The organism is Scytonema sp. UIC 10036 (assembly GCF_009725235.1).
Genome location: NZ_WJFC01000036.1, coordinates 33,515 through 56,255, shown reverse-complemented (window position 1 = coordinate 56,255; position 22,741 = coordinate 33,515). Strand labels below are relative to the sequence as shown.

The 22,741-nt window shown below is 46.0% G+C and carries 1 protein-coding gene (only partly in view); it reads right to left on the bottom strand.

Features of this window, described 5'->3' with window-relative positions:
• Positions 1-22,741 carry the 5' portion of a non-ribosomal peptide synthase/polyketide synthase gene (locus F7734_RS63585; protein ID WP_166481987.1) on the bottom strand. 2,213 nt of this gene lie to the left of the window's left edge, so 22,741 of the gene's 24,954 nt are visible here — the first part of the coding sequence; it begins with the start codon at positions 22,739-22,741; its stop codon lies off the left edge, out of view.

The following is a 22,741-nucleotide window of genomic DNA, read 5'->3' as shown; positions in this document are numbered from 1 at the left end:
AAACTTTTGTGTTGTCAATTGGGCGACCAATGGTGGGCGAGTTCTGCTTTTGGTTATGCATTACCAACCCAGAAGTTGTAACTACACTATTCTCAGTCGGACCATAATTATTCACTACCTCAAACAGGATTGCATCCGAGCGATAGTGATGAAGCTTATCCCCGCCAGTCAAGATGCAACGCAAAGCTAAACTTTGGGTCGTCCATTCCAAAGACAATAACTCCTGTGCCACTGGCGTTGGCACAAAAGCGATGGTAATTTGATTTTCGATTAACCACTCACGCAGATTGACTGGCGAGGTCAAGAGATCGGATTTGACCAGGTAGATACAAGCACCTGCACTCAGGTACGGCCATAATTCCCAGATCGCCGCGTCAAATGCCGTGCCTGCCATTTGGGTGGCTTTGTCGTTGTTGGTGACGTTAAACGCACGCTGATGCCATTTGACTAAATTTAACAATCCGCGATAGGCGATGGGTACTCCCTTGGGTGTGCCTGTTGAACCAGAAGTATAAATGACATAAGCCAAATCAGTTGCTTGTCTGCTCGTGAGGGGGTTCTCTTGGCTTAACTGAGAAATAAAGTGCCAATCGGTATCTAAACAAACAACTCGTGCCGCATGCTCGGGTAATCTGTCCGCGAGTCTTTGCTGTGTCACGAGCACCTCAAGCCTTGCATCCACAAGCATGAAATTCAGACGCTCAATTGGGTACTCAGGAGCGAGTGGCAAATAAGCACCACCCGCCTTGAGAATGCCAAGTAATCCTACTACCATCTCAATGGAGCGCTCCATGTAAATACCCACCAGCATATCGCCGGACACTCCCAACGACTGTAAGTAATGTGCTAACTGATTGGCACGACTATTCAATTGCTGGTAGGTAAGAAGTTGATTTTCAAACACCACTGCTACTGCATCTGGGTTGCGCTTGACTTGCTCCTCAAATAATTGATGGATACAGAGATCTTGGGGGTAGTCTACTTCAGTGCGATTCCACTCCACCAATAACTGCTGTTGCTCAGATGGTGTCAGTAAAGGCAATTGAGAGATTCGCTCAGTTGGATTCGCCACAATGGCCGAGAGTAAAGTGACAAAATGACCCGCCATCCGCTCAATCGTGCTGCGCTCGAACAAGTCACTGTTGTACTCCCACCCGCCCACAAGTCCGGTGTGAGTATTCTCCATCACTAAGGAGAGGTCAAATTTGGCTGTCGCGCTTTCCATGGGCAAATGAGAGATTGTTAACCCACTTAACTCGACGTTCGACATGGGGGCATTTTGAAGGGCAAACATCACCTGGAACAGTGGCGTATGACTCAGGTTTCGTTCTAGCTGCAATGCTTCTACAAGCATTTCAAACGGTAAGTCTTGATGAGCATAAGCATCAAGTGCCATTTCCCGAATCTGGGGCAGTAGTTCATCAAACTTAGGGTCTCCGGAGACATCAGTACGCAACACTAAAGTATTGACAAAAAAGCCAATTAACCCTTCTATCTCTGAGCGCTCGCGGTTGGCAATGGGCGAACCCACCAAAATGTCTGTTTGTCCCGTGTAGCGGTACAGCAAGATATTAAACGCCGCTAACAGGGTCATGAACAGCGTCACTCCTTGGGACTGACCTAGCTGAGTGAGTTTTTGAGTTAACTCCATTGACAGTTCAAACTCAATATATGCTCCTGCAAAGGTCTGTACCGCAGGTCTGGGTCGGTCTGTGGGTAGGGGCAAGAATGTGGGTGCTGAGGCTAATTGTTCGCGCCAGTAGGAGAGTTGACTTTGCAGGACTTCCCCAAGCAACCACTGTCTTTGCCACAAAGCGAAATCTGCGTACTGAATTGGTAGTGGCACTAAGGGAGAAGGTTGACCTTGAGAGTAAGCATTGTACAGTGCTTTGAATTCAGCAACCAACACTCCCATTGACCAACCATCACTGACAATGTGATGCATACACCCTAATAACAGGTGTTTTGTCTCGGACAGTACGACTAATGTTGCTCTGATTAATGGTTCTGTTGCTAAATTGAATGGTTGAAGTGCTTGTTGTTGCGTTAATAACCCAGAAGTGATTTGTTGTTCTGTGGGTGGCAAATGCTGCAAGTCAACAATTGATACTGTCCAATTTGTTGCAGTATGAATGACTTGTGATGCTTGTCCATCTACTGTGATGAAGTTGGTGCGTAATGCTTCATGACGATGAATGATTTCAATGAAGCTTTGTTGTAGCGCTTCAACTTGGAGTGTTCCTTCTAAGCGCAAAGCAAAGGGAATGTTATATGAAGCTCCTTGAGGCTCGAATTGGTCTAAAAACCACAACCTTTGCTGAGCATAAGACAGTGGGAGTTCTGCATTTGTTTTTCTGGGCTTGATGGGTGGTGCAGAAGCTGAGTCTTGTTGCTGCAACTGTTGAATGTTTTGCGACAAGGAAGCGATCGTTGGTGCCGCAAATAAGCTCCGCAGTGGCAGTTCTACTTTGAAGCTATTACGCACGCGGGAGATCAGTTGCGTTGCGAGTAGCGAGTGTCCCCCCAGTTCAAAAAAGTTGTCGTGTATGCCTACACGCTCGACTTTCAGGACTTGTGTCCAAATCAGTGACAGGATTTCTTCAACCGGAGTCCGTGGGGCAATATATTGGTCAGAGAATTCACGACTGATGTCTGGTGCTGGTAGAGCCAGACGGTCTACTTTGCCGTTGGGGCTGAGCGGTAAGAACTCCAGAATCACTATTGCACTTGGAACCATGTATTCCGGTAACTTTTCCTTCAGGAAGTTACGGACTTGGCTGATTGTCAGTGTCACCTGTGGCTGGGGAGCGATGTAAGCAACGAGACGCCGATCGCCTGGAGTTTCTTCACGGGCGATGACACAAGCGGCTTGCACATCTGCGTGTTGGCTCAGAACTGCTTCAATTTCGCCTAACTCAATCCGGAAACCACGAATTTTTACCTGGTTGTCAATGCGCCCCAAGTATTCGATGTTGCCATCTGGCAGATAACGGGCTAAGTCCCCAGTTTTGTACAGACGTTCTTCACCTCTACTCCCCTGCTCCCCTACTCCCCTGCTTTTCGAGAAGGGGTTGGGGATGAATTTCTCCTGTGTTAACTCCGGTCGGTTAAAGTAGCCCCGTGCTAATCCCGCACCACCAATGTACAATTCTCCCGGTACACCTACGGGTACGGGCTGTAAATTCCCATCCAAAATGTAGATTTGGGTATTGGCAATCGGACGACCAATCGGCGGCAGTAACGGCCAGTTGTCCATTGAATGAGTCAACGAAAAAGTCGTGACAACATGGCTCTCCGATGGACCGTAAAAATTGTGCAAATTACACTCAGTTAGCTGACTCAACCACTGGCGGATGATGGGTGTCATTTGTAATTGTTCGCCACCCGTCATTATCGAGCGCAGACTATGAATCACCGAGCGAGTCCCAACTGCTACCTCAGCTAGCTGCTGTAGACCAACTAACGGCAGAAATAGTCTTTCCACCTTTTGTTCGGTGAGGAAATTTAATAAAGCCAGTGGTTCTCGGCGCAATTCCTCCTCAACCAACAGCAATGTGCCGCCAGCAAACCAGGTAGAAAACATTTCTTGAAAGGAAGCATCAAAGCTAATTGGCGCAAATTGCAGGGTTTTGACTCCACTATGAATGAGTGGATTTTGCAGTTCCCACAAGATGAGATTGCAAAGGGCAAACTGATTCATGGCGATGCCCTTAGGTTGACCTGTAGAACCCGAAGTGTACATGACGTAACCTAAGTTATCCCCTTTGACGCCAGAGATGAGATTCTCCTGACTCCACTGGGAAATTTCTTGCCAATCGCTATCCAACAAAACAACTTGTGCTTGATGTGGAGGTAATTTTTCCACAAGATGCTGTTGAGTGAGCAGCACATTAACCCGTGCATCTTCCACCATAAAGTGCAAACGTTCGGTGGGATACCCAGTGTCAAGTGGCACATAAGCACCACCCGCTTTGAGAATACCAAGGAGTCCCACCACCATCTCAATGGAGCGCTCCGCATAAATACCCACCAGCACATCGCCGGACACTCCTAACGACTGTAGGTAATGCGCTAAAGAGTTGGCACGATTATTTAATTGCTGGTAAGTCAGTTGTTGCTCGTGAAAAATCACTGCGCTCGCATCTGGAGTCCGCTCTACCTGTTGTTCAAATAAGGAATGGATACACAGATCGCGAGCATAGTCTACTTCAGTGCGATTCCACTCAACTAGTAACTGCTGTTGCTCAGATGGTGTCAGTAAAGGCAATTGAGAAATGCGCTCAGTTGGATTCGCCACAATGGCCAAGAGTAAAGTGACAAAATGACCCGTCATCCGCTCAATCGTACTGCGCTCGAACAAGTCACTGTTGTACTCCCACCCGCCCACAAGTCCGGTGCGGGTATTCTCCATCACTAAAGTGAGGTCAAATTTAGCTGTGGCGCTTTCGATGGGCAAATGACCAATTGTTAACCCACTTAACTCGACGTCCGACATCGGCGCATTTTGAAGGGCAAACATCACCTGGAACAGTGGTGTATGACTGAGATCTCTTTCTGGCTGCAATGCTTCCACAAGCATTTCAAACGGTAAGTCTTGATGAGCATAGGCATTGAGCGCCATTTCCCGAATTTGGGGCAGTAGTTCGTCAAAGCTGGGGTCTCCGGAGACATCAGTACGCAACACCAAAGTGTTGACAAAAAAGCCAATTAACCCTTCTATCTCTGAGCGCTCGCGATTGGCAATGGGCGAACCCACCAAAATGTCTGTTTGTCCCGTGTAGCGGTACAGTAAGACCTTAAACGCCGCTAACAGGGTCATGAACAGCGTCACTCCTTGGGACTGACCTAGCTGAGTGAGTTTTTGAGTTAACTCCATTGAGAGTTCAAACTCAATATATGCTCCTGCAAAGGTCTGCACTGCTGGTCTGGGTCGGTCTGTGGGGAGTGGCAAAAATGTGGGCGCATCGGCTAATTGTTCGCGCCAGTAGGAGAGTTGGCTTTGCAGGACTTCCCCAAGCAACCACTGTCTCTGCCACACAGCGAAATCTGCATATTGAATTGGTAGTGGTGTCAACGGACAAGGCTGACCTTGAGAGTAAGCACCGTACAGTGCTTTTAATTCTTCGACCAACACACCTAATGACCAGCCATCACTGACAATGTGGTGCAGACATACTATTAACTGGTATTCTGTCTCGGATAGTACGACTAATGTGGCTCTGATTAATGGTTCTGTTGCTAAGTCAAATGGTTGAAGTGCTTGTTGTTGCGCTAATGACCCAGAAGTGATTTGTTGTTCTGTGGGTGGTAAATGCTGCAAGTCAACAACTGATAATCGCCAATTCGGTGCGGTATGAATGACTTGTGAAGCTTGTCCATCCACGGTCATGAAGTTGGTACGTAATGCTTCATGACGATGAATGATTTCAATGAAGCTTTGTTCTAAGGCGGCTACTTGGAGAGTTCCCTGCAAGCGTAAAGCGCCAGGAATGTTGTAGAACGCACTGTTAGGTTCTAACTGGTTTAAAAACCACAACCTTTGCTGAGCATAAGACAGTGGGAGTTCTGCATTTGTTTTTCTGGGCTTGATGGGTGGTGCAGAAGCTGAGTCTTGTTGCTGCAACTGTTGAATGTTTTGCGACAAGGAAGCGATCGTTGGTGCCGCAAATAAGCTCCGCAGTGGCAGTTCTACTTTGAAGCTATTACGCACGCGGGAGATCAGTTGCGTTGCGAGTAGCGAGTGTCCCCCCAGTTCAAAAAAGTTGTCGTGTATGCCTACACGCTCGACTTTCAGGACTTGTGTCCAAATCAGTGACAGGATTTCTTCAACCGGAGTCCGTGGGGCAATATATTGGTCAGAGAATTCACGACTGATGTCTGGTGCTGGTAGAGCCAGACGGTCTACTTTGCCGTTGGGGCTGAGCGGTAAGAACTCCAGAATCACTATTGCACTTGGAACCATGTATTCCGGTAACTTTTCCTTCAGGAAGTTACGGACTTGGCTGATTGTCAGTGTCACCTGTGGCTGGGGAGCGATGTAAGCAACGAGACGCCGATCGCCTGGAGTTTCTTCACGGGCGATGACACAAGCGGCTTGCACATCTGCGTGTTGGCTCAGAACTGCTTCAATTTCGCCTAACTCAATCCGGAAACCACGAATTTTTACCTGGTTGTCAATGCGCCCCAAGTATTCGATGTTGCCATCTGGCAGATAACGGGCTAAGTCCCCAGTTTTGTACAGACGTTCTTCACCTCTACTCCCCTGCTCCCCTACTCCCCTGCTTTTCGAGAAGGGGTTGGGGATGAATTTCTCCTGTGTTAACTCCGGTCGGTTAAAGTAGCCCCGTGCTAATCCCGCACCACCGATGTACAATTCCCCCGGTACACCCACGGGTACGGGCTGTAAATTCCCATCCAAAATGTAGATTTGCGTGTTAGCAATCGGACGACCAATCGGCGGCAGTAGCGGCCAATTGTCCATTGAATGAGTCAACGAATAAGTCGTGACGACATGGCTCTCCGATGGACCGTAAAAATTGTGCAAACTACACTCAGTTAGCTGACTCAACCACTGCCGGATGGTAGGTGTCATTTGTAATTGTTCGCCACCCGTCATAATCGAGCGCAGACTATGAATCACCGATTGAGTTCCAACCGCTACCTCAGCTAGCTGCTGTAAACCAACTAACGGCAGAAATAGTCTTTCCACCTTTTGTTCGGTGAGGAAATTTAGTAAAGCCAATGGTTCTCGGCGCAATTCCTCCTCAACCAACAGCAATGTGCCGCCAGCAAACCAGGTAGAAAACATTTCTTGAAAAGAAGCATCAAAGCTAATGGGCGCAAATTGCAGGGTTTTGACTCCACTATGAATGAGCGGATTTTGCAGTTCCCACAAGATGAGATTGCAAAGGGCAAACTGATTCATGGCGATGCCCTTAGGTTGACCTGTAGAACCCGAAGTGTACATGACGTACCCCAAGTTATGCCCTTGCACGCCAGAGATAAGATTCTCCTGACTCCACTGGGAAATCTCTTGCCAATCGCTATCCAACAAAACAACTTGTGCTTGATGTGGAGGTAATTTTTCCACGAGATGCTGTTGCGTGAGCAGCACATTAACCTGTGCATCTTCCACCATAAAGCGCAAACGTTCGGTGGGATACTCGGGGTCAAGTGGAACATAAGCACCGCCCGCTTTGAGAATACCAAGGAGTCCCACCACCATCTCAATGGAGCGCTCCGCATAAATACCCACCAATACATCGCTGGAGACTCCCAACGACTGCAGGTAATGCGCTAAAGAGTTGGCACGATTATTTAATTGCTGGTAAGTCAGTTGTTGCTCGTGAAAAATCACTGCGCTCGCATCTGGAGTCCGCTCTACCTGTTGTTCAAATAAGGAATGGATACACAGATCGCGAGCATAGTCTACTTCAGTGCGATTCCACTCAACTAGTAACTGCTGTTGCTCAGATGGTGTCAGTAAAGGCAATTGAGAAATGCGCTCAGTTGGATTCGCCACAATGGCCAAGAGTAAAGTGACAAAATGACCCGTCATCCGCTCAATCGTACTGCGCTCGAACAAGTCACTGTTGTACTCCCACCCGCCCACAAGTCCGGTGCGGGTATTCTCCATCACTAAAGTGAGGTCAAATTTAGCTGTGGCGCTTTCGATGGGCAAATGACCAATTGTTAACCCACTTAACTCGACGTCCGACATCGGCGCATTTTGAAGGGCAAACATCACCTGGAACAGTGGTGTATGACTGAGATCTCTTTCTGGCTGCAATGCTTCCACAAGCATTTCAAACGGTAAGTCTTGATGAGCATAGGCATTGAGCGCCATTTCCCGAATTTGGGGCAGTAGTTCGTCAAAGCTGGGGTCTCCGGAGACATCAGTACGCAACACCAAAGTGTTGACAAAAAAGCCAATTAACCCTTCTATCTCTGAGCGCTCGCGATTGGCAATGGGCGAACCCACCAAAATGTCTGTTTGTCCCGTGTAGCGGTACAGTAAGACCTTAAACGCCGCTAACAGGGTCATGAACAGCGTCACTCCTTGGGACTGACCTAGCTGAGTTAATTTTTGAGTTAACGACCTTGAGAGTTCAAACTCAACATATGCTCCCGCGAAAGTCTGTACTGCTGGTCTGGGTCGGTCTGTGGGTAGGGGCAAGAATGTGGGCGCATCGGCTAATTGTTCGCGCCAGTAGGAGAGTTGGCTTTGCAGGACTTCCCTTTGCAACCACTGTCTCTGCCACAAAGCAAAATCCGCATATTGAATTGGTAGTGGTGTTAAGGGACAAGGCTGACCTTGAGAATAAGCATTGTACAGTGCTTTGAATTCTTCGACCAACACACCTAATGACCAACCATCACTAATAATGTGGTGCAGGCACACTATTAACTGGTATTCTGTCTCGGATAGTACGACTAATGTTGCTCTGATTAATGGTTCTGTTGCTAAGTCAAATGGTTGAAGTGCTTGTTGTTGCGTTAAAAGCTGAGATTGTCTTTCCTTCTCGCTTGTCGATAAATGTTGCAACTCAACAACTGATAATCGCCAATTCGTTGCGGTATGAATGACTTGTGAAGCTTGTCCATCTACGGTAACGAAATTGGTGCGTAATGCTTCATGGCGATGAATAATTTCAATGAAGCTTTGTTCTAAGGCGGCTACTTGAAGCGTTCCTTCCAAGCGTAAAGCGCCAGGAATGTTGTAGAACGCACTGTTAGGTTCTAACTGATCTAAAAACCACAACCTTTGCTGAGCATAAGACAGTGGGAGTTCTGCATCTGTTTGTCTGGGCAAAATGGGCGGTGCAGAAGCTGAGCCTTGTTGCTGCAACTGTTGAATGTTTTGCGACAAGGCAGCGATTGTTGGTGCTGCAAATAAACTCCGCAATGGTAGTTCTACTTTGAAGCTGTTACGCACGCGGGAAATCAGTTGTGTTGCAAGAAGCGAGTGTCCTCCTAGTTCAAAAAAGCGATCGTGAATACCTACACGCTCGACTTTCAGGACTTGCGTCCAAATCAGTGACAGGATTTCTTCAACTGGAGTGCGAGGTGCGACATACTGGTCGGAGAATTCGCGACTGATGTCTGGTGCTGGTAGGGCGCGGCGGTCTACTTTGCCATTGGGGGTTAACGGTAGGGACTCTAAGATGACTATTGCTCTTGGAATCATGTATTCCGGTAACTTGGCAGAAAGGAACTCACGGATTTGGCTGATTTTTGGCGTCTGTTCTGGTGGCGGTACAATGTAGGCGACTAAACGTCGATCGCCTGGATTGTCCTCACGGACAATAACGCAACAGACTTGCACATCAGAGTGTTGGCTCAGGACTGCTTCAACTTCGCCCAACTCAATCCGGAAACCTCGAATTTTTACCTGGTTGTCAATGCGCCCCAAGTATTCAATATTACCATCTGGTAAATAACGGGCTAAGTCCCCGGTTTTATAGAGACGTTCTCCCCCCCTGCTCCCCTGCTCTTCTGCTCCCCTGCTTTTCGAGAAGGGATTGGGGATGAATTTCTCCTGTGTTAACTCCGGTCGGTTGAAGTAGCCCCGTGCTAATCCCGCACCACCAATGTGTAATTCTCCCGGTACTCCAATCGGTACTGGTTGCAAATGAGAGTCGAGGATATAAAATTGCGTGTTGGCGATCGCACGCCCGATGGAAATTACGCTCTGTTCGGATTCGAGTTGATAGACTGATGACCAAATTGTGGTTTCTGTCGGTCCGTAAAGGTTCCAGACACCAGCACTCACACCACGCAATTGCTCGGCTAAATCTTTTGGTAACGCTTCACCCCCGCAAAGTATTTTCAGATTTGGCGATTGGTAAGGGGTTTCTAAAATTAATCTCCAAGTTGCTGGAGTTGCTTGCACCATTGTCGCTTGCGACTTCTCTAATAAATCTACTAACTGTCTTCCATCTTGAGCCTGGTCACGACGGGCGAGCGCTAATTTAGCACCCACAATCAGTGGCAGAAAAATTTCTAATGCCGCAATATCAAAGGCAATAGTCGTGAGTCCAAGGAGCACATCTTGTTGTGTAATTCCTGGTTGCTGTTTCATGGCATAGAGGAAATTACCAACAGACCGATGGGAAATTTGTACACCTTTGGGCTGACCTGTTGAACCGGAAGTATAAATCACATAAGCCAGGTCAGCCGAATCTCTTGTTGTACTCGGATTCTCCTGACTCCACTGAGAAATTTGTTGCCATTGAGTATCCAAACACACAAGTTGTGCGGCACTGGTTGGGAGAAAGTCCACAAGATGCTGTTGTGTGAGTAGCACGCTCACTCGCGCATCTTCTAAGATGAAGCGCAAACGCTCGGTGGGATACTCGGGGTCAAGGGGAACATAAGCCCCTCCCGCCTTGAGAATACCTAGTAGTCCCACGACCATCTCTATTGAGCGCTCAACACAAATCCCAACTAGTACATCGCTGGACACTCCCAATGACAGCAAGTGATGCGCTAACTGATTAGCACGACAGTTCAACTGCTGATATGTCAGTTGTTGGTCTTCAAACACAACAGCCACAGCGTTGGGGGTACGCGCCACCTGCTCTTCAAATAAGTCTGAGATACATTTATCGCTGGGATAGTTTTTGCTCGTATTATTCCACTCAACTAATAACTGCTGTAACTCCAATTCTGTCAGCAAGGGAAGAGAGGAAATGGGTTGCTGTGGATTGGTGACAATTGCCTGTAGCATTGTGACAAAATGCCCCAGCATCCGGCTAATCGTCGAATCCTCAAATCGGCTCTTCTGGTAGCTCAACTTCAGCAACAATTGCTTACCAGAAGTAGCGACAACTGTCAGAGGATAATTTGTTTGTTCGATGACATCAAAATTTGAGATAGAAAAACTGCGATGTTCTTCTAGAACAGCATCATCTACCGGATAATTTCCAAAGATGACAATGCTTTCAAATAAAGACATTCCTCTGGGAACATCACTTAGACCCTGAATTTCTACTAATGAGCTATAAGAAAATTGCTCTGACTCTAACTGTTGCGCTTGTAAATCCTTCAATAAACTCAGCAGTTCAGTCTCTTGAGCGAGCTGCATCCGCACTGGCAGAGTATTAATAAATACTCCTACTATCGACTCTACATCCATAATAGAGGGCGGACGACCGGAGACAGTGACACCAAACACCACATCTGTTTGAGAACTATAGCGCGATAGCAGTAATCCCCAAGTTGCCTGCACCAGATTACTGATGGTCAATTGATGTTGTCGTGCAAAAGACACGACTGCATCTGTTTGTGATACCGTTAACTGAATTTGTTGTTCGCCATAACTTGAATTGTTTTCCCGCATTAACAATGGTTTATCCACAGTCAAAGGTGTGGGGGAAGTGAAAGCAGTCAGTTTTTGTTGCCAAAATTGAGCAGCAAGAGATTTATTTTGTTGCTGTAACCATGCGATGTAGTTGCGGTAGTTGTTGATTCCAAGCTGAGGTAAACTTTCTTCTTGAGAAATTGCTTGATAACACTCCAATAGGTCTTTGAACACCAAAGGTAAAGACCAACCATCCAGTAGTATGTGATGATGACACCAAACAAACTGATAAGTATTCTCATCCATCTGTAGCAGATGTAGGCGCATCAATGGCGCTTCCGACAATTGGAAACCCTGTTGCCTCTCAGAATCAAGAAAAGTCTCTAATTGCTGTTGCTGCTCCACAGTAGATAGCGATCGCCAGTCATAGGTTTCAACCTTCACTTGAACCTGTCGATAAACCACTTGAATTGGCTGGCTTAAAGACTCCCAAACGAAAGCTGTACGGAAGATAGAATGCCTTGCTACCACTTGTTGCCAAGCTTGCTCGAAGGTTTTTACATCTACAGAACCTGTTAAAGTGCAAATTGCCTGCTGAAAATACACCCCTGAATTGGGAGCTAACAAACTTTCAAATAGCATCCCCTCTTGCATTGAAGATAAAGGATAAATATCCTCAATCTTTTGCCAGTTGCTTTGTAGTTGTGGTTTGAATGCAAGACTTGCCAATACTCCATCAAGCTCGGGCTGGTTAAGTTTGATTAATGGAAAATCTGTTGGCGTATAACCTGCATTTTCCGACGTTAAACAATGAGCAATTAAAGAGCGCAACGTGGCGACAAATTCAAGGGCAATATTCTCAATGGTTTTGTGGTGATGGACATTGCTACTGTATTCCCAATCTATCTGTAGCTGTTCGTTTGTGATGATGGCATTAATCTCTACTAGACTAGGGCGTAAATCTTGTAAGCTCTGAGTTTGTCCGCTAGACTCAGTTGCCAATTGAATCACAGATGATGTATTCAGAACTTGAGCAAATTGACCCAAATAATTGAAGGTAATCTCTGGAGTCGGTATTGTCTGCAATTGGTCGCTAATTTGCGGCTCTACATTCAGATAGCGCAATAACCCGTAGCCAATGCCTTTGTTAGGTATTGCCCGTAATTGTTCCTTGACAGATTTTAACGCTTGACCAATATTGTCTAAGCCGCCCTCCACTTTTAGAACTACCGGGAAGAGCGTTGTAAACCAACCAACTGTGCGTGATAAATCTAGACCCTCGACAATATCTTCCCGCCCGTGACCTTCTAAGTTGAACAACACTGACTTAGAGTGAGTCCGTTGACTGAAAACCAGCACTAAAGCTGTTAACAAGACATCATTAATCTGTGTTTTATAAGCTTTGGGAACATCAACTAACAGAGAACGGGTTTCTTGTGAGGTTAATGACACTGATACTGTACTAGCAGAGGCTACTGTGTTTGCTCCTTGTGCTATGTCTACTGGGAGTGGAGCGATTTCAGACTCAGATGCTCTCAACCAATAACTCAGTTCTGACTTCAATTCTTCTGTTTGGGCATATTCCAGCAGCTGGTAAGCCCAATCTTTGAACGATGTCGTTTTTGCTGGTAGTTGAATGGCTTGACCTGTTTCTAGTTGCTGATACCCGGTCAGCAAATCTTCTAACAATATCCGCCAAGACACACCGTCTATAACTAAATGATGGATCGCTATCAGTAATCGTGCTGGTAAGTCATTTCCCAACCAGAAAAAGCCAACAGCTACCAAATTTTCTGACAGATTTAAACTCGCTTGTAATTGATTTGCAGTGGTTTCAATTGCCTTTGTCAACTCGTTCTCTGGAACTGTGGATAAGTCGAAACGAGAAATAATAATCCTATCAGTAGGAGCCTTATGAATCTGCTGCCAAATCCCCTTCTTAAAGGTAAATCGTAAGCGCAAAGCATCGTGATGTAAGAGCAATTTCTGCCAGACTTGCTCCAATCTTTCTAGATTGATATTAGATGGAACTGTCAGTAAAACTGATTGATTAAAGTGGTGTTTTTGTGAGAATTCTTGCTCAAAAAACCACTCTTGAATCGGTGTTAACGGTAATGTCCCACTGACTAATCCTTGATCGATTTCGAGTGCTTTTGTTGTGAAAGTGGCTGCTGCTAAAGAGGCAATTGTTTGATGGGCAAAGAGTTGTTTGACCGTTAGTTCTATTCCGACAAGCTTTGCTCGAGTGATGATTTGAATACCGAGGATGGAATCTCCACCCAGTTCAAAGAAGTTATCGTGTATGCCTACAACCGGAACTCTGAGAACTTGCGCCCAAATCTGTACCAATTTTTCTTCAATCGGGGTACGGGGTGGCACTAAATTATTTTCTATTCCAGTGCGTAATTCTGGTACTGGTAAGGCGCGACGATCTATTTTGCCGTTAGGGGTAAGCGGTAATGACTCCAAAATGACTATTGCCTTTGGAATCATATAATCTGGTAGCTTTTCCTTCAGGAAGCTCCGCAGTTCAGTAATTGAGGGTTTTTGTGGTTGCGGTACAACGTAGGCGACGAGACGCTTATCTCCGGGATTGTCTTCACGGGCGATGACTACAGATGTTTGCACTTGGGAATGTTGGCTCAGACAAGCTTCGATTTCTCCCAATTCGATGCGGAAGCCCCGAATTTTTACCTGATTGTCGATGCGCCCCAAGTATTCTATGTTGCCATTAGGTAGATAACGTGCTAAATCCCCGGTTTTGTAGAGGCGGGAATCTGGGTTAGTGCTGAATGGATTGGGGATAAATTTTTCTTGTGTCAATTCCGGGCGGTTGAGGTAGCCCCGTGCTAATCCTTCTCCACCGATGTGCAATTCTCCTGGTACACCAATTGGTACTGGTTGAAGATATTGGTCGAGGATATAGATTTGCGTGTTTGCGATCGCTCGCCCAATGGTCACTGAGGCAGTTGTCCCTTTTTCGATCGCGCTAAATGTCGAGTAAGTGGTGTCTTCTGAAGGTCCATAGAGATTGAAGACACGCTCTACTTGACTGTGCTGATAGATTTGCTGTACCAGTTGATTTTGCAGAGCTTCCCCTGCTAAATTCACCGTACAGATTTGTTTGGGGAAATTCTTCTCTTGAATTAACTGTGCGATCGCACTAGGAACTGTATTAATGAGAGTGACAGAGTTGGCTGCGGCAATGGTAGGTAAATGCAATGCATTTTGAGCTAAGATGACTGTCCCGCCAGTGCTGAGAGTCACAAACAATTCAAAAACCGAGAGGTCAAAACAAATCGAGGTAGAAGCTAAGACACCTGCGAGCTCGTGGGGTGTAAAAACCGATTGCGCCCAACTCACCAAAGCGACTGGACTGTGATGCTCAATGGCTACCGCTTTTGGTTTTCCTGTAGAACCAGACGTATAAATAATGTAAGCCAGATTACCACCTTGTACGGTAGTCAAAGAATTTCTCTGAGGATACTGAGATATCTTCTGCCAGTCAGTATCCAAACAGACAAGCCGCGCCCCGTGTCCGGGCAGCCTATCAATCAGTGACTGTTGGGTCAACAGCACCGAAACCCCAGAATCTTCGAGCATAAAGCTCAAGCGATCGGTAGGATAATCGGGTTCCAGTGGTACATAAGCACCACCTGCCTTGAGAATTCCCAGTAGTCCTACTACCATGTCCAAAGAACGCTCTACGCAAATTCCTACCAACACTTCCGGACCCACTCCAAGAGTGTGGAGATAATGGGCGAGTTGATTGGCTTTGAGGTTTAACTGAGCATAGCTCAACTGTCGATCCCCAAATATGACCGCCGTTGCATCAGGTGTTCGTTCTACTTGCGCTTCAAACAACTGATGGATGGTTTGGTCGCAAGGGTAATTCGTTTCTGTATTATTCCACTCAACTAATAACTGATGGCGTTGATTTTCATTCAGTAGAGGTAATTCCCTCAAATGTTGTTTTGGTTCAGTGACAACTGCTTCTAGTAAAGTCTGGAAATGGCTCAGCCAACGGTTAATAGTATCTGCATCAAATAAGTCAGTATTGTAATCGCATTCAATGAATAGCTCACCTGCTATTTCTATTACATTTAAATGCAGATCCCGATCCTTAAAATTAACGGCTTGAGGAAATAAGCTAATCTCAAGTTGAAAAAACTCTGGCACAATAGCAGGTGGTTCTAAATTAAAACTGACACTAACCAGAGGAGATCGACTATTGTCTCTTGGTAAATTCAGTTGATTTAACAATTCGGCAAAGGGGTAATCTTGGTGTTCGTAAGCTGACAATAAAACACCCCGCATCTGTTTGAGATATTCTTCAAACGTAGGATTCCCCGATAACTCACTACGTATTGGCAAGAAATGGGTACAGTAACCAACTATCTCCTCACTCCCTGACAGCGATCGCCCAGATGTCGGTAGCCCAATAATAATATCATCCTGTCCGCTAAGGCGGTGAATTAACGTCATGTAAACTGACAGCAAGGTCATTAATAAGGTACAACGCTGTTGGCGACCGAACAGTTTGAGTTTGTTAGTTAATTGAGCATCAAACTTTATAGTTCCCCGACTACCGTTGTATGTTTGGATGGGTGGACGAATGCGGTCAGTAGGTAAGTTTAATACAGGAGGTGCTGTCAATTTCTCCAACCAGTAAGATCGATCGGCTTGCATCTCCTGCGTCTGGCTGCGCTGATCTTGCCACTCTATAAATTCCCGAAACTGTTTGGGAGGATTCATCTGGCAAATTATCCCTTGACACTCAGATGAATACAGAGCACCTAATTCTCGGAGCATCACTCCTATTGACCAGGCATCAACTACTATGTGATGGGCACTCAAAAATAATAAGTGAAGTTCTGGTTCTAATTTGAGAATATACAGACGCAACAGAGGACATTGAGTCAGATCGAAGGGTTTTTGGCTTTGTTCTTCAAACCACTCTGCTAATCGAGCGTTGCGTAGACGCATCCTGCTTTCGGCATCGCCTTCTAAGCTACTGAAGTCTACTACAGGACAATCAATTTTGACTGAGGATAAAACTTCTTGCACATCTCCCTGCGGACTGATTTTTGTCCTTAGTGCCTCGTGACGGTCAACTAATTTCTGTAGCGCCCTGCTCATTGCCGTCACGTTCAAATCACCTTGCAATTGCAAAGTGAGATATTCATTATAGGTAACTGAACGATCTTCTCCCAACTGAGCGATTATCCAGAGTTGCTTTTGGGCTTCAGTTAAAGGAATTGCATAGGTATCAGAAGAGACATGGTTTTCCTTTGTTTGTTGAAAAAACTCTTTGAGAGCATTCAGGTGGGGTAAATTTGCTAAAACCTCTTTTTCATCTATACCAAAGTCAATAAAACAGGCGATTTCGTCAACACCGATCGCTCGCAAATTATCAATAACGCTTACACAAGAAGCGGGAGTACCAATCAAAGCACCTATCTGTACATAACGTTGATAAGCAGAGGAAATGATAAAGTCTCGATCTTCTTCTGTGAGTTTATCAAAATCGACTTGCAAACCTTGGCTTTTAACCATATTCTGCATAAGCCCAAAGGAGGATTTGAGGTAATTGGCAAAAGGCTTTCTTGCTCGTTCGCGGGTTTGCTCTAAATCCTCGCCAACAAAAGTATGCAGTAATACGGTGACATTTCCCGCTTCTGGTGCGTAACCGTGCTTTGCCAAAGATTCACGGTAAAGGGCTATATTCCGGGCTAAATCTTCAACAGTTTGCCCCATGAGATTAGTTAAAATGCCTGCACCGATTTCTCCTGCCCTAATATAGGTATCTGGATTGTTGACGATGGTAATCCAAATCGGTAAATTGGATTGCATCGGCATGGGGTAAGTCTTGACCCTAATATTTTTTCCTGTCCCATCAGGTACTTCAATAGATTCACCTTGCCAAAGCTTTTGGACAGTCTTAATTTCTTGGAACATCAGTTCGCGATGTTTGCCAAAAGACTGGGGAGCAAGGACAAAATCATGGGGATGCCAACCGGAAGCAAAAGAAATACCGACTCTGCCTTGAGAGAGATTATCAACCACTGCCCATTCTTCTGCTACACGAATTGGGTGATGCAGGGGCAAAACTACACTACCAGAGCGTAATTGAATGTGCTGAGTTTCTCGCGCTAAAGCAGCAGCAATTACCGAAGGATTTGGAGAAAAACCGCCAAAGGCATGAAAGTGCCGTTCGGGAATCCAAATTGCAGTAAAACCGTGGCGATCGCCAAACCGAGCGCCTTCAAACAATAGGTCGTACTTATTGGTGCTAAATTCCGCCTCATAGCTACCAAAGTAGTACAAGCTAAATTGTAAAGTTTTTTGACTATTGGAACTGGTTTTGAACTCTACATTAGATGGCGTAAATCGATGTCCTTCCTCAAATCCTTTAGCCGTGTTTTTTGCCACTAAACCCACTTGGGTTGTTGTGTCATACTCTGTGCCATTAGTAGTTTGAGAGGACACCCGAGACTTTTTTGCGGGTAAAAAACCTCCAGAGCGAAGTTCTTCAACGCTATCCTTAACGACTTGGATAAATTGGGAAATATCTGCTTCGGTATGAGCTGTAGAAAGAAAATGCTTGCGCCATTCCCAAACATAAATCCCCTTTTCTACCATGTGATAGAAAAGCAAATCCAAATTTCCAGTTAGATAAAAGCGGAAGAAAGAGCTAAAATGTTCGATTTTAATAGGAACTTCATTCTCAAGAAAATAGGTGTTCAGAGTAGCAGCTAATTTAGAGGTGCGATCGTTTAATTGTTGCTGAAGGCTTGGTCCTTGCGCTTTTAGATGCTTGAGTACAGCCCGTGCTGCGACCATAGCTAGGGGATGTTGACAAAAAGTGCCACCGAAGAAAGTTCTTTCTATTTGAGGATAGGAACTATCTCCATAGTTCCACATACCACCGTCAATACTATCTAGGTATTGAGATTTACCAGCAAGCGCACCGATGGGCATACCACCACCGACCACCTTGCCATAAGTGGCAATATCTGCTTGAACGCCAAATAAAGCCTGCGCCCCGCCGGGATGAGCGCGGAAACCAGTAATCATTTCATCGAAAATTAATGCCGTTCCCGCTTGTGCGGTGATTTGCCTGAGACTGTGCAGAAAATCTTTGGGTTGCAAAATAGGTTGACCGCTTTGCACGGGTTCAACAAGCACCGCAGCCAGTTCGCGAGCATGGATTTGCAAAAACTCTAGGGATTGCTCGCTACCGTAGTCAAGTACAATGACATCTTCAACAACACCCGCAGGCACACCTGCACTGAGAGGCAAAGAACGGTACTCGTTGTTAATAATTTGCTTTCTAGCTAAAGTTCCATCGGCATGTCCGTGGTAAGAACCATCAAACATAGCAATCTTGGTTCGACCAGTCACAGATCTTGCTGCTCTGATTGCTGCCATTACAGCTTCTGTTCCAGAATTACAGAAACAAACTCGCTCCATCCCTGTAAGTTCGGCGAACAATTGAGCCACTTCACCAACTAATGGAGAGCGAGGATTTAGATGGATTCCTTGCTCAATTTGTGCTTCTAGGGCTTCCATAATGAATGGGGGTTTATGCCCGAAGAGAGTTACCCCTTGCCCCATTGTCATATCAATGTATTCGTTGCCATCTACATCCCAAATTCTAGAACCTTGAGATCGTTCGGCAACGATCGGGTAAAGCATTTCTTTTATTGACAAACGAAATCCCACTGAGGCTCTGCTATCAGCTAAGAAAGGACGAGCGCTTTCAACCAGTTTTTTTGAAGTTTTGGTTCGCTGGGTATAACGCTGAATTAAAGCCTCTAAGTGTTGCAGCTGCTGAGGAGTTAGCCCACCAGTGGGAGGCTTTTTCGGTCCCCAAGGTGAAGAAACTGCTGGTGCTATTTGCTTAACTGGGGGAACCGTCTGACCATTTTGGCTAGTTGGGTTCTGGGATGCAGGTAGGACAGGTTGTGGGGGGGTATGTGTATTATTACCATAGTTTGTTGCAGGCAAAGCTGATTTGCCATTTTCTATGACTTCTAATGGTTGGGCAACGTTCTTGTTTTGCAAAACCTCCAACTGTTTAGACATTAATTGGAATTGATACTGGAGTTGTTGACCCATGATTTTTTCCAGCCCTGTTAAGGAGGCTTCTACCTGTGGCTGTGGCTGGTGAACCGTTAAAGGTGGTTCTATTTGTGGTTGGTGTGTAGAAATTTGGGGTTGTACAAAGGTTGGAGGAGTTGCGATCGCTGGAGTTGGTGCTACTTCAGGAGTAGATGGAGGAGTTGCGATCGCTGGAGTTGGTGGTACTTCAGGAGCAGGTAGCGGTGGAGATACCGTCTTGATATGCTGGTCTAGATAAATTGCTAAGGCATCTAGAGTGGCTAACTCTTCAAATAACTGACGAAGAGAAATTTTTAACCCATAAATGTTTTCAATCCGTTGCACCGCCTCAACCATCATAATGGAATCAGCACCCATTTCCAGAAAAGGAGCATGAATATTGACATCTGTTGGTGAAACGTGCAATAACCTTCCGACTAAATCCTGCAATGTTCCTAGAATTTCTTCATGTCTGCTGTCTGTAAGGGCTACATCCATCTGTGTCTTCGGTTCTTTTCCATTCATAATCAAATCTTTTCCATTTATCTTAGTATTTACTGTATCTGCTTGTTGAATCCAATAACTTTGGCGCTGGAATGCATAGGTAGGCAGGGATAATAAACTGCGGGAGTAGTCTTGGTCAAATCCGCGCCAGTGAATATCGACTCCGTGTAAATATAAAGTTGATAAGCTCTTGAGTAATAATAGCCAGTCTGACTGCTGCGGTGCCAAGGAAGAGAGCCAAATTGCATTTTTTTCTTGCTGGGACTGCTGCCCCAACCTAGATAAAGTCGGTTTGGGACTAATTTCCAAAAAGATATCAAAGCCTTTGTCTAAAAGTGTATCGATCCCCGCCATGAACTGTACTGGTTCTCGGGCGTGATTTCGCCAGTAACGGGCATTGAGCATTTCTCCTGGTTGCAGCATCTGACCTGTGAGGTTGGAAATTAGGGGAATTTTCACAGGTTGGTAAGTCATTTTACTTGCCACTCCCTCTAATGAATCCAGTATCGGCTCTATCAAGGGAGAATGAAAGGCATGGGAGACTTTGAGGTTACGGACTTCTATTCCTTCTGCTTGCAGGTTAGCCGTTACTGTGCGGACTACCTCGGCTTTTCCAGAAATTACGATATTTTTAGGACTGTTGATTGCTGCGATCGCTAAGTGTGGAGCATAAGCTTGAATTGCTGCTCTTACCTGACTTTCAGAGGCAAAAACGGCTGCCATTGCCCCATCAGTCGGCAGAGACTGCATGAGTTTTCCTCTCTGGGCAATCAATTTTAGTCCATCTTCCAGGCTTAAAGCTCCTGCAACAGTGGCAGCGACATATTCTCCTACACTGTGACCAATGACTGCTGCGGGTTCGATCCCCCAAGAACGCCATAATTCATATAGGGCATACTCTAGAGCAAATAAAGCGGGTTGAGTATATGCGGTTTCATCTAAGGTTAAAAACTTCCCAGTTTCTTCTGTTGAGGAGGGATAAAGAATTTCAATAAGAGATTTTTCTAAATGGGGTCGAAGAATTTCATCACAGCGTTCGAGCGCTTTACGGAAGGTAGGCTGAGTTTCGCTCAGTTGGCGACCCATATTAACGTACTGCGAACCCTGACCTGCGAATAAAAATGCGATTTTTGGAGACTTTTTCTGGGTTCGATGCAATGAACGTTCCGATGTTTCTCCACTACTTGCAAAAGCCTTCAATTGCTCTTTGAAGCTCTCAACAGATGTAGCCATGATAGCAAGGCGATTGTGAAAGTGCGATCGCCCAGTGTTAGCGGTGTAGCACATATCTGCAATTTTGATATCGGGATGCGATTGCAGATATGCTAGGTACTTTTGAGCGAGTTCCCGCAGAGCCGGATCTGTCTTTGCTGATATGGCGAGCAGATGTAAAGGACGTTCAATACCTCCCCTGCTCCCCTGCTCCTCTACTTCCCTGGTCTTTCTAGAGGGGGCTTGTGCCAACACCACATGAGCATTAGTACCGCTATAGCCAAAAGAACTCACTCCTGCCAAGCGGGGTTTTTCTCCTGTGTGCCACTGAGTTCTTTTTATTGGTACTGTCAGGGGTAAATTCTCCCAGTCAATATGGGGACTGGGATGTTCAAAGTGCAAATGGGGCGCAATTTCCTGGTGCTGAAATTGCAGCACTACTTTGATGAGTCCGGCAATTCCGGCGGCTGATTCTAAATGCCCGATATTGGTTTTCAGCGAACCCACAGTGAGAGGCCGATCTTTGGTACGATTCTTACCAAACACTGCGGCCAAAGCTCCTACTTCTATTGGATCTCCTAAAGCAGTTCCCGTACCATGAGCTTCGATATAGCTAACTTCACTCGCTTCTACCCCGCCATTTTCCAAAGCTTGGCGAATAACCGCTTGCTGTGATGGTCCATTCGGTGCTGTTAAACCACTGCTGCGACCATCTTGGTTGACCGCCGAACCGCGAATCAATGCGAGTATGCGATCGTTATCTTTGATGGCATCAGAGAGTCGCTTGAGGATAATCACCCCGCACCCCTCACTCCGGACGTAGCCATCAGCTTTGGCATCAAAGGTTTTGCATCGCCCATCCGGTGAAAGCATCCTCGCTTTCGATAAATTGATACTAATTTCACTGGAAAGCAGCAAGTTAACCCCGCCTGCTAGAGCGAGATCGCATTCACGATTCCGCAGACTTTGACAAGCTAAATGAACTGCTACCAAAGAGGAGGAGCAAGCAGTATCCACTGCCATGCTAGGTCCAGTTAACCCTAGAAGATAAGACAAGCGACCTGCCGCAATACTATGAGCATTGCCTGTAGCTTGGTAAGCATCTAGCTCTGTTATTTCTCTGGTTAACAAGCGTTGAAAATAATCATTACCAGAAATGCCAACGAACACTCCAGTTCGAGTGTCCAGCAATTGAGCGGGGTTGATGTTGGCATTTTCTAATGCTTCCCAACTCACCTCGAGTAGCATCCGTTGCTGAGGGTCGAGGCTCACCGCTTCTCTAGGGGAAATTCCGAAAAACTGGGCGTCGAATTCTTCTAACTGATTGACAAACCCACCGTAGCGAGTATACATTTTGCCAGGAGTTTCTGGATTGGGGTCATACAAAGCATCAATATCCCAGCGATTCGCTGGCACTTCAGTGACTGCATCTACACCATCTCTCAGAAGTTGCCAGAGGGCTTCTGGGTTAAGTACACCTCCAGGAAATCGACACCCCATACCCACAAGGGCAATTGGTTCTTTTTTGGCTCTTTCCACAGCTTCTAGTTTAGCTTGCAGATGCTCTACAGCTAGAAGCGCTCGCTTAATTGGAGAAGTTGACTGGTCTGCTTGGTTCAT